The organism is Barnesiella sp. An22 (genome assembly GCF_002159975.1).
In the GTDB taxonomy this organism is placed as follows: Bacteria; Bacteroidota; Bacteroidia; order Bacteroidales; family Barnesiellaceae; genus Barnesiella; species Barnesiella merdigallinarum.
In genome coordinates, this window is the sequence record NZ_NFJR01000013.1 from 74,076 (window position 1) to 85,558 (window position 11,483).

At 48.1% G+C, this 11,483-nt stretch carries 9 protein-coding genes; 7 read left to right on the top strand and 2 right to left on the bottom strand.

The genetic code is table 11. The annotated features are described in order from the left end of the window. Positions 1-48: 48 nt before the first annotated feature. Both B5F38_RS11670 and B5F38_RS11675 read right to left on the bottom strand, forming a co-directional pair. Positions 49-1,077: a FecR family protein gene (locus B5F38_RS11670; protein ID WP_087409400.1), complete on the bottom strand. Its 1,029-nt coding sequence runs from the start codon at positions 1,075-1,077 to the stop codon at positions 49-51. A gap of 65 nt (positions 1,078-1,142) precedes the next feature. Next, a complete protein-coding gene (locus B5F38_RS11675; RefSeq protein WP_087409401.1) occupies positions 1,143-1,787 on the bottom strand; it encodes an RNA polymerase sigma-70 factor in 645 nt (214 codons plus the stop codon). Positions 1,788-2,094: 307 nt separating this feature from the next. Between B5F38_RS11675 and B5F38_RS11680 the strand changes: the two genes are divergently transcribed. The 7 genes from B5F38_RS11680 to B5F38_RS11710 all read left to right on the top strand — a co-directional run bounded on the left by B5F38_RS11680 (position 2,095) and on the right by B5F38_RS11710 (position 11,115). Next, positions 2,095-5,757, top strand: a complete 3,663-nt coding sequence (locus B5F38_RS11680; RefSeq protein ID WP_241147862.1) for a GH92 family glycosyl hydrolase — start codon at positions 2,095-2,097, stop codon at positions 5,755-5,757. A gap of 396 nt (positions 5,758-6,153) precedes the next feature. After that, complete coding sequence (locus tag B5F38_RS11685; RefSeq protein ID WP_241147861.1) at positions 6,154-7,380, top strand: MBOAT family O-acyltransferase; 1,227 nt, start codon at positions 6,154-6,156, stop codon at positions 7,378-7,380. A 12-nt stretch (positions 7,381-7,392) separates the two neighbouring features. Next, complete coding sequence (locus B5F38_RS11690) at positions 7,393-8,367, top strand: SGNH/GDSL hydrolase family protein (protein WP_087409404.1); 975 nt, start codon at positions 7,393-7,395, stop codon at positions 8,365-8,367. After that, positions 8,348-8,947 (top strand): GDSL-type esterase/lipase family protein, encoded by a 600-nt coding sequence (locus B5F38_RS11695; protein ID WP_087409405.1) that lies wholly within the window; start codon positions 8,348-8,350, stop codon positions 8,945-8,947. Before B5F38_RS11690 ends, B5F38_RS11695 begins: the two co-directional genes overlap by 20 nt. After that, the gene (locus B5F38_RS11700) at positions 8,944-9,564 is read left to right on the top strand and encodes a hypothetical protein (RefSeq protein ID WP_143240973.1); all 621 of its coding nucleotides are present in this window, start codon (positions 8,944-8,946) and stop codon (positions 9,562-9,564) included. The genes B5F38_RS11695 and B5F38_RS11700 overlap by 4 nt, the downstream gene beginning before the upstream one ends. A gap of 71 nt (positions 9,565-9,635) precedes the next feature. Beyond that, a complete protein-coding gene (gene rhuM, locus B5F38_RS11705; RefSeq protein WP_241147863.1) occupies positions 9,636-10,646 on the top strand; it encodes a RhuM family protein in 1,011 nt (336 codons plus the stop codon). 1 nt (position 10,647) lies between these two features. Beyond that, positions 10,648-11,115 (top strand): hypothetical protein, encoded by a 468-nt coding sequence (locus tag B5F38_RS11710; protein WP_087409408.1) that lies wholly within the window; start codon positions 10,648-10,650, stop codon positions 11,113-11,115. Positions 11,116-11,483 lie beyond the last annotated feature (368 nt).

Genomic DNA, 11,483 nt, shown 5'->3' on the forward strand with positions numbered 1-11,483 from the left:
GCAGACCTTTTGTGCAGGCCTACTCACGGGTAAATAGTCGTAGGTTGTTTATTGAAATATTTCTATTTCGTTTTTACTAATCTTGTAGTGATAGTTAAACTTGTTGGTGGCCGCCATGATATTCATAATCTCGTTGATATTGTTCGACTCGATTACGAAGTCGCCGTAGAATATCATCTTTTTCAAGGTGTCGTCCTTGATGCTGATGTCGACATCGAAAGCCCGCTCCAGAGCTCGGGCAATAGTCTCCATGTTCTCTTCGTCGAAGTATAGGTGGCCGTTTATCCAGGCGTTGGCATTTTTCACGCCATCGGTTTTCACGTGGGTGATTTTATTTCTTTTGTCGTAGTGGGCTATCTGGCCGGGTTTCAGGGAGGTTTTTCCTTGCGGGTTGAGCAGAGCCACCGACCCCTCCATGAGGGCTACCTTGATAAGGGTGTCCTCGGGATAGTTCCGGACGTTGAATTTCGTACCCAGAACTTCGACCTTGATGTCGTCTGATGTGACATGGAAGGGTAACTCCTTGTTCTTGTTGACCTCGAAATAGCCTTCGCCCTCCAGTTTTATATCCCGGTTGTCGACCCCGAATTTATTGTCGTAGGAGAGTTTGGAATCGGCGTTGAGCCATACGCAGGTACCGTCGGGAAGCGTAAGTTTCAGTTTCGACCCGCGGGGCGACTCCAGCGAGTAGGCCAACGGCTGCTGCGACAGTTGGTGATGGTCGGAGAAATAGATGGTACTCATACCGGCTACGAAGGCAATCACCAGACTGGCTGCAATATAGACGACCCGATGCCACAAGGGTCGAATGCGGGTGTGCTCTTTTTGTCGTTTTTCCTGGGCAATACGTTTTTTGAATTTCAAGAAAGCTCGCTCTTTAAGCCGATCGAAATCTTTTTTCTCCCGGAGCGAAGAGATGAGCCAGACTTGTTGAATTTCTGAGAAATAGGCTTTGTTCTCCTCATTCTCGTCAATCCAGTCTTTCAAGCGTTTCAAATCGGGAAGGGTAATTGTCCGATTCAGGAAAGAGAGAATCAGATTGTTTATCTGTTCGTTATGTCTATTATCGTGCTTCATATTTCAAAAGAAAGACAGGTTTAATCGCTTCCAGGGTAGTATGAGAATCTTCTATTTAAGCATTTTTAAATATTTAGAAATTCCAACAACTTTTCAAGGGTTCCCGTTACAGGTATTTGGCTGGTTATCGACAGGAGCAAAAGAACCATCAGGTAATCTTTCAAGTCTATCCTTAGGCGAGAGAGTGCGTTTTTGATATGGTATTTTACCGTATTGACCGAAATTCCCATCTGGGCGGCAATCTCTTCGTATTTCATGTCGTGGTACCGGCTCATGACAAAAGCCTTTCGGCACTCCTCGGACAGGTTGTCGATAGCTGTGGCTATGGCGCTTTCGAGTTCGGTTTCGAGTATCTTTTCGAGCGGGTGTTCCTCTTCGATGAAATAGAACGACTCTATATCGGTGTAGTCTTGCAGCGAGTTGACCGATACCTCCTTGGCAATGTATTCCTGTTGCAGATAGTTGATAGCCCTATTTTTTACACTGCGTATAAGGTATGAACGCAGGGAGGTATGTATGTTCAGTTTTTCACGTATCTCCCAGATGTTGTATATCACATCTTCTACTACGGTTTCGGCCATGTCGTTGTCGCACAGGTAGCCCTTGGCGACAGCACACAGATAACCGTAATATTTGTCATAAATATATCGGAAGGCATCTTCTTCGCCTTTCTGCAAGTAATCTATAATATTTTCGTCGGTTATCTTCATAGGGCCTTTTTAGCAGAGGGAGCATGTGATGAAACATAAGGCAAATATATGAAAATAAATTTATTTTTGTCAAGTCGGCATAGATATGTCACAAAGATTTCATGAAAGGAGAATGGTTGATTTTTCTCTAAGGTCCATTTTTTTGAGGGTATGGTTTTGGGGGATGCTGCTTTGAAAGGTGTCTCATATAAAAACACAATCATTCATCTTAAATTGTTTTATCATGAGAAACGTAACCTTTCTTATTTTAATGTGCTTTTTGTCTTTTTTTACGCCGGCTTATGCGGTGTATGACAATCTTTATTTGGTGGGTAATGCAACCGAAGCGGGGTGGAACCCCGATGCGGCTATTCCTATGGAACGGAGCGAAGCGGGTGTCTTTTCGTGGACGGGTACGCTGACCGATTATAGCGTGGACCAGGCCCGATTCAAATTTCTGGTGGCTAACCGTTGGGAGCCGTCGATTACTTGTCGTTGCGACGTGTCGGGGCACTTGCTGGTCGAGCCGGGGGTCGAGTATGATTTGTATGAACGTCCTACGGCCAACGACGGATACGACAACGCTTTTCAAGTGGCGGTGACTGGTGTGTATACTCTTGAGGTGAACCTCAACACGATGAAGATGGTGTGCACGAAGCAGGATGAGACCGAGCGGGAGAATTGGGAGTATGTGCGTCCCGAGATCGGTGCCGATGGCGAGGGGCATGTATTCCCGGGTGTCTGCACGCCTTTCGGTCTGGTAAAACTGGGGCCCGATTGCGGCGACATGAATGCCAATGCCGGGTGGAGTAGCGGCGGTAATATACATGGCTTCAGTCATCTGCACGTGAGTGGAACCGGTGGAGGCCCCAAATATGGCAATATTTTGTTTCAGCCGATGACGGGCGACTTGAACTTGGCCGACTATTCGTCGGCTCGCACGGGCGAACGGTTCGGGCTGGATTTGTACGAAGTGACCTTGAGCAAATACAACATCGGTGTGCGGCTGACAGCATTGGACAGAGCGGGGTTCCACGAATATACGTTCCCGCAGTCGGCTTCGTCGAAGGTTCTGATTGATGCAGGCAGTTGCCTGACGCTGAATGTAGAGTCGCAAGAGTTGATGGCTTCGGGAGTAAAGATTCTTTCCGATCATGAAATCGAAGGCTACTCGACCGTTCGCGGGGGGTGGAATCTGGGAGACCCGTATACGGTCTATTTTTATGCCATATTCGATACTCCGGCCGATGCGTATGCGGTGTGGCGTGGTACGTCGGTATTGACGGGTAACGAGGTCGATGCAACCGGTACCGAGAAGTCGGGAGCTTATTTCGAATTTAATACGACCGAGTCGCAGAAGATTCGGGCAAAGGTGGGCATTTCGTTTATCAGTACGGCCCAAGCCAGGGAGAATGTATCGGGTCTGTCGTCATGGAGTTTCGATGAGGTACGTCAGGCAGGTATCGACCGATGGAACGAGGTGCTGAATACGGTAGATGTCGAGGGAACCGACAACGACAAGACTATTTTCTATTCGGCTCTGTATCACGCCTATCTTCAGCCCAGCGACCGCACGGGCGAGAATCCGCTGTGGCAATCGGACGAACCTTACTACGACGATTACTATGCGATATGGGATACGTTCCGCGCCACTCATCCGTTGTTTACGCTGCTTACTCCTTCGCGTCAGGCCGATATGGTGCGGTCTATGATCGATATTTATGAGCACGAAGGGTATATGCCCGACGGTCGCAGCGGTAACTGCAACGGCCGGGTGCAGGGGGGCTCGAACAGCGATATCCTGATAGCCGATGCAATGGTCAAGAATCTGCCGGGTATCGACTATGAAAAGGGGTTGGCGGCCATGATCAAGAATGCCGAGGTAGAGCCTGCCGACCCTCGTAAAGAGGGCCGTGGCGGTGTCGAGGAGTATAACAGCAAGGGGTATCTGTCGACGGCTACCGAGCGTTCGGGGAGCCGCACCTATGAGTATTCCTATTGCGACTACGCCATTGCCACGGTAGCCGGGAAGTTGGGCCAACAAGAGGTTTATGAGAAATACCTCGAGCGGTCGAACAACTGGAAGAATCTGTGGAACGACAACATCAACAGCTTGGGATTCAAGGGATTCTTGTGGCCGAAAAACAGTAACGGCGACTGGGTGAACGAACGGGACTACAACGTGTTCCGTCGCGACGGCTGGGAAGGTATCGTATACGAGTCGTTCCCGTGGGAGATGTCGTTTTATGTGCCTCACGATGTAAACGGGCTCATTGCCCGCTGTGGCGGCAAGGAGACCTTCTTGCGTCGGCTGGATACCTATTTCACCCATGTCGAGAACGGATTCGACCAGGGCAGTTACATGGGGCTGTTCCAGATAAGCAACGAGCCGGCCTTCCTGGTACCGAGCCTCTATAACTATGTGAACCGCCCCGACAAGGCTGCCGAGATTGTGCGCAAGGTCTTGAAAAACCGATACAACATATCGGCTACCGGGCTGCCCGGTAACGACGACTCGGGTTCGATGTCGGCCTGGTATATCTTCCATGCCATGGGCTTTTTCCCCAATGCGGGGCAAGATGTATACCTCATTTCGAGCCCGGTATTTGCACATACGACCATTCGTCTCGAGAATGGAAATACGTTTGAAATCGTAGCTACGGGAGCCAGCGACAAGAATATTTATATCCAATCGGCCCGCCTGAACGGTGAACCGCTCGACCGCTGTTGGTTGCGTCACGACGAAATCGTGGCCGGCGGTACGCTCGAATTTGTCATGGGTGAGGAGCCCTCGACCTGGGCTTTCGATGGTGAAACCCCTCCCTCTTCGCCGGTAGGCATCGACGAGGTGTCGCCTGAGATTGAGTCGCCCCAGGTCCGTATCCAGTCGTATAGTGCTCAGGTGGGGGAGAATGAAGCGGCTTATTGCCTTTTCGAAGAGCCTGAGAAATATGTAAAGTGGTGCGACAACAAGAGCACCGAGCCGTGGGTGATTTTCGAGTTGGCCGATGTCTATGAGGTCGACCGCTTCGTCTTTCGAGACTCCAAAACGGTAGAGGGCAACAACAACGTGCACTCCTATCGCATCTATACCAGTCTGACCGGCGCCGATGGCGATTGGGAAGAGGTGGTGAACCGTAACGACGAAGCTGCCGGAAATGCCAACGTGAAGGACCATCGTCTGGCCGAACCGAAGGCCGCCCGATATGTCAAATTCTCCATGGAGCTCCCGACCGGCGAGAATGCCGTGCGTATCTATGGATTCGATATATATGGGCACTTGAAGGAGCGGGTCGATCGGGGTGCGCTGGTCAGCGTGGGCAAGACTTTTTTGAAGTCGTCGGGCTCCCGATCGTTTTACGCCAATGCCCGTCACCTGTTCGACGGTGTTACCGCCGATACCGAGTATCATTGGACATTCGACAAGTCGGCTGCCGACCGTCACTATTGTATCGTCGATCTGGAGGATGTCTACAAGGTGAATACCTTTAAGGTATATGACTCGGGACAGATTGACGGATATAACGTCTATGTGGCTACCGAGTGTCCCGACCTTGATAAAGACAATGCGACCGACGGAAACGAAGGGTGGACTCTCGTCACCTCGGGCCTGAACAAGAACTGTAAATCCGTGACGATAGAGCCGGTCGAGGCCCGTTATGTGAAACTCGAGATACCGAGCGAGCATGTGGAAGGAGAATCGGCTTCGGTGACCGAGTTTGAGGTGTATCGAAGCGATACCCCGACAGGCATTGAAGCTACTGGAAACGAAGATTTTGCCGTCTATCCCAACCCGGTAAAGCGGGGAGAGTCGCTGCATTTGGTGGCACAAGGGCTCGTGAGTATCTATACGATAGATGGCAAGCCGGTGTGGAGTAGTTGGGTCGATGAGGCTGCAACACTCTCGACCGATGATTTTTTGCCTGGAATCTATTTGGGTCAGGTCAATGGCTTGGAAAGAAACGAATCGTTCAAGTTGATTGTGGAATAAGGAATCCATTAGTTTGATAATTCAAAGGGGAGGATGAGGAGCTGCGCGAGAAGTACCTCGTCCTCCTCTTTTCATTTTGCATGTTTCCGTGTATATCTCCCGCTCGAAATGCTTCAAAATTGTCGGGTTATGCCACGTTCTACCCAAAATAGTATTACATTTGCGGTGCCAATTATTTATTTGTTGAAGTAAAGAATCGATACCGTGCTGTTTAATTCCTTAGAATTCATACTGTTTTTTCCGATAGTTTGCTTGGTCTACTTTTTGTTGCCAAAGCTCAAGTGGAGGACGCTTTTTCTGCTGGTGGCCAGCTACTATTTTTACATGTGTTGGGAGCCTACTTATGCGTTGCTGCTGTTGACCAGTACGGCAATTACCTATGTTTCGGGGTTGTGTATGAGTCGTTTTCAAGAACAAAAGTGGCGCAAGACGGCCTTGGTTTCGGGAATCGTAATCAATCTGGGGATTTTGTTTTTCTATAAATATTACGAGTTTGCCGGGTCGCTCATTACCGATTTCTTTTCGTGGTTTGGGATTGGAATCAGCATACCTCAGTGGAATGTGTTGCTGCCGGTGGGAATTTCGTTCTATATATTCCAGGCCGTGGGATATGCGGTTGATGTATATCGGGGTACGATAAAGGCCGAGAAAAACTTTATCGTCTATGCGCTCTTCATTTCGTTCTTCCCGCAGTTGGTTGCCGGACCCATCGAGCGGGCCAGGAACATGTTGCCCCAGTTCAAGGAGAAGCACAAGTTTTCGTACGAGAATTTCGATAGGGGATTGCGCTGGATGTTGTGGGGCTTTTTTATGAAACTCTGTGTGGCCGACCGCATTTCGACCTATGTCGATGCCGTGTACAACAATTATATGGAGCACTCGGGTACGAGTCTGCTGCTGGCAACCTTTTTCTTTACCTTCCAGATTTATTGCGACTTTGCCGGGTATTCTCTCATAGCCATAGGCTCGTCGCGGATTATGGGATTCCACTTGATGGAAAACTTTCATCGTCCCTATTTCTCGAGGAGCATCAAGGAGTTTTGGCGGCGATGGCATATCTCGTTGTCGACCTGGTTTAAGGACTATCTGTATATTCCGTTGGGGGGAAATCGGGTGAGCCATTGGCGGCATCTGTGGAATCTGTTTGTCACCTTTCTGGTGAGCGGTATTTGGCACGGTGCCAACCTTACTTTTGTGCTGTGGGGTACTCTGCACGGACTGTATCAGGTGGTAGGGATTGAGAAAAACCGGTTGCTGCCTCAGGTGAAAGCGCCCCGGAAGCTGCATGCCGTATTGAATTGTTTAGTGACTTTTGTGCTGGTGATGTTTGCCTGGATATTCTTCCGGACCAACGATTTACATTCGGCCTTCGAAATTATCGGTCGCATCTTTACCCATCAGGGCGCCTTGTTTACTGGCGAGGGTATCCCCTCGTTACTGCTGGGATTTATGTGTATCGGTATCCTCATGTTGAAGGAGTTGAAAGATGAGTTGTCGCTGAAAATTTACGCTCTGGATTCTCCTCATTATGGTGTGCGCATCGCTTCGATGTCGCTCTTCCTTGCGTTTATCATCTTGTCGGCTTCGTTCGATGGAGGCGCTTTTATTTATTTTCAATTTTAGAAACGGTCGGTTATGAACAGAGATGTGATAAAGTGTATCAAAACCTGTGTCGCTCTGGTGGTGATTGTGATACTGCTCGATGTATTGTTCGGGCAGATCATGTCGTTCTATTCAAAGCGGTATGGTTTGCCGGGCGACTATGCCAAGATTGAGTATCTGTTCAGGCAGTCGCAAGACGATGTCTTGATTTTGGGCTCGTCGGTAGCCATCAACAGTTTTATGCCTGCCCCGATGATGGATAGTCTGGGCGTGTCGATATTCAATGGTGGATGTAACGCCCAGAACCTTGTCTTTTTCAGGTGTGTGGTCGACGGTGCGCTGAAACATCATCAGCCTCGAGGCATTATTTTGGTGTTGCAGCCCGATGAGTTGGCTTTTGACGATATGGGCAGAATCTCGTTGTTGAATCCGTATTACGGACAGAGTTCCCTGATAGATTCGACATTGGCGTTGCAGAACAATGGCAAAGCCGCCTTTTTCCTGCATTCCAATCTGTATAGATACAATACGGTTTGGTTTCGCATATTGTTGCAGAGTTTCCTTCCCAAGGAAGAGATGGCCAACTATGGTTTTGTGGCCAAGCATAAGCCCCTGCTTTTACCTGAGTTTAATGACCTGGGCAGTAGACCCGACGACCGCTTTGTTGCACCGGATAAGTTGCAAAGCCTGCAAGCTATTATCGGACAGGTGCAGGCCGACGATGTAGAGTTGTTGGTCGTTATACCTCCCTGTTACAAGCGGTTGATGGCCGGGGGTAATCCATATTCGAAACAACTGCTGAAACAGGTGTGTCAAGAGCATGGTGTTCAGGTGATGGATTACAGCGAGATGGACTATTTTTGGCAGCGACCTGAATTGTTTTACGACAACTCGCACTTGAATGGCGAGGGGGCCAACGTCTTTACACAGATGTTTATCGGCCAGATTTTGAAAAGTGAGTTTTACCAACGTGTAAAAAATAAGAGCGATGAATCGAATAAGAACTAAATTTTTGATTGTGATGACGATGTTGATGGGTTTAGCCTCTTCGTGTTCCGACGATGGTGTATCCGAACTGTGCTTCGTAGGCGATTCGCTGGTAGCCGGTTGGGATGTGAAGTCGTCGTTCCCTACCCGTGTGGTGCGAAACGATGGCGTGAGCGGGGCCCATTTGGAAGATATTCTCACCTGGAATCTCGATTACCGGGGTAAAGATGTGGTGATGCTCATCGGTACGAACAACTTGGGCTATGAATTTATCGACGAGCAGACGCGCCCGCAGTTCATTGCCGATTTTGTCGAGGAGTATCGACATACGATCGAGACATTGGCTCCTCGTCGTGTCTTTGTCATCTCTATCCTCCCTCGCAGTGCCGAGAACGACGACAAGAATATTTCGCTATATATCCGTGAACTGAATGCGGCCCTTGAGCAAATGGTAGCCGCATTGGGTTATGGAACCTTCGTCGATGTGTATGACTATTTTCTGTACAAAGGGGGTATGAATATGAACTATTCGCTCGACGGACTCCACCTGAACGATTTAGGTTATAATATATTGAATGTAAGATTGTCAAAAGAGTTATGAAACTGAAATATCTGCTTTTAGGAATTGTCGCTTCGCTCGCTTGCAGCGGGTGGGCGCAGGTCGATACGCTCTCTGCAAAATCCGTTTTCGTAGGATTGCGAAACAACAAATACGTATTTGCCGGCTATCAATCGGGCAAATGGTCGGTAGGCCTTGAGAATACATTGTGGATACGCAACCCCAAAGAACAGTATATCCGGGCTGTCGGGGGCTATCGGCTCGATACGGGCCTGTGGGGTATGCTCTTTTTGGCCGATGCATTTGCCGGTGCCAACTATGCCGGCCGGTACTACGACGGGAGTGTGAAAGTCGGCTTGGACAAGACCTTGGACCGGTTCAGCTTTGGGGCCGGAGTCATGGCGCTTTACGATTCCGACCTGGGTTACAACACCTGTTATACGGTACATGCCGCTTGTCGCATCATTCAGGAAGCCTCGCTGGTCGTAGATATAACCAACATTCCAGAATACCGTATGCCCGAGCATCGCATCGTACCCGGGTTGTTGTTCCGGGCGCGTAAACTTTGGGTACGCCCCGAGCTCTCCATCCCGCTCAACGACAATATTCAGTTTACCCGGGTACTGCTCTCGTTCCGATACGACTTCTTATTGAAATAATATAATCAATTGAATGACCTATGACCGATACTCTTCAGCTCAACGAGCACAACAAGGAAGAATATCCGCCCATGCACACCACCGAGTTGGAAGCCTCTTCGATTGTGATATATACGACTGCCGATAATCAAATTTCGTTAGAGGTAAAGATGAATGGCGATACAGTGTGGCTTACACAAGGGCAGATGGCCGAATTGTTTGGCCGTGATAGAACGGTGATAGGCAGGCATATAAAAAGTATATTTCAAGAGGGTGAGTTGAAGCCCGAAGAGGTGTGTGCAAATTTTGCACATACCACTCGACATGGTTCGTTAAAGGGGAAATCTCAAACTCGTACAATCGTTTATTACAACCTCGATGTGATTATTTCGGTCGGTTATCGAGTAAAAAGTTTGCGCGGTACTCAGTTCAGACAGTGGGCGAATAGAATATTAAGGGAATACCTTGTCAAGGGGTTTGTTGTCAATGAAAAACTTAAACTGGATCGCTATCAGGAGTTGAAGAGTATGGTCCATATCTTGGGCAATACGATAAAGCGACAAGACATGTTGACCTCGGATCAGACTAAAGGGTTATTGGCTGTAGTAACTGATTATGTGTATGCGCTTGACATATTGGATAAATATGATTATCAGCAACTCTCTATCGAAGCAACAACTCAAGGAGAGAGGTTTCATGCTACATACGAAAATGCCATGCAGGCAATTCAGTCGTTGAAAACCAAATTTGGCGATAGCGATTTGTTTGCTCATGAAAAAGACCAATCGTTCCGAAGCTCTATTGCTACGATATATCAGACCTTCGATGGGAAAGAACTCTATCCCAGTATCGAGGAAAAAGCCGCTATGTTGTTGTACTTAGTGACTAAGAATCATTCTTTTAATGATGGAAATAAGCGTATTGCAGCCATGCTTTTTCTTTGGTTTATGGAAAATAACGGTATTTTGTACAGGGCCAATGGTGAGAAACGTATTGCCGATAATACATTAGTGGCACTTACGTTGATGATAGCAGAAAGTCGAACCGAAGAAAAGGATATTATTAAAAAAGTAATAGTCAATCTAATCAATCAAAGAAATTGATATGGAGCAAAATTTGCAACCTCAGCTCAACGAGCACAACAAGGAAGAATATCCGCCCATGCACACCACCGAGCACATCGTTAACCAGACGATGATACGCCTCTTCGGGTGCGGTCGTGCAGTCTCGGCGCATATCGAAAGAAAGAAAAGCAAACTCGATTTCAAGTTACCGCAACCTCCCACCGAGGCCGAGATTCAGCAAATCGAAGATTGTGTCAACCGCGTGATTCAGGAACATCTGCCCGTAACCACACAATACATTACTCAAGACGAGGCCCGCCATCGTTTCGATTTGGCTCGGCTCCCGCAAAATGCCTCCGAAACGGTGCGGGTTGTCAAGGTCGGCGATTATGACCAATGTCTCTGTATCGGGAAGCATGTAGAGAACACCTCCGAGATAGGGACCTTCAAAATCATCAGCCACGACTACAACGACGGTATCCTTCGGCTGCGATTCAAATTGCTATAATCTCTTGGCCCGATTGGGTGGAATTGGGCTCAAAAAACTTCTCGAGCTCGAACAGGAAGGTTTTTGAGTATAAAAAAGTCAAACCCGATAACCTTTTATAACAATCAGTAAATAAAAAGGTTGAACGAAATCGCTCGAAAATGCCGAAAATTTTTTGAAAAAAAAGTTGCTGAAAAATTTGGAAGGGAAAAGAAAAAGGGTGTATCTTTGCATCACTTTCGCCGCGAGAAAGGGCCGAAAAGACCTGACTCGGAAAGACGAAATAAAGTTCATTGACAAGACTGAAAAGAAGCAAGTGTAGTACAAGAGAAAAGAGAGAACGAAGTCAATTCGGCCAGGAGTCCTTCGAAGGTATAAAATAAGAAAAA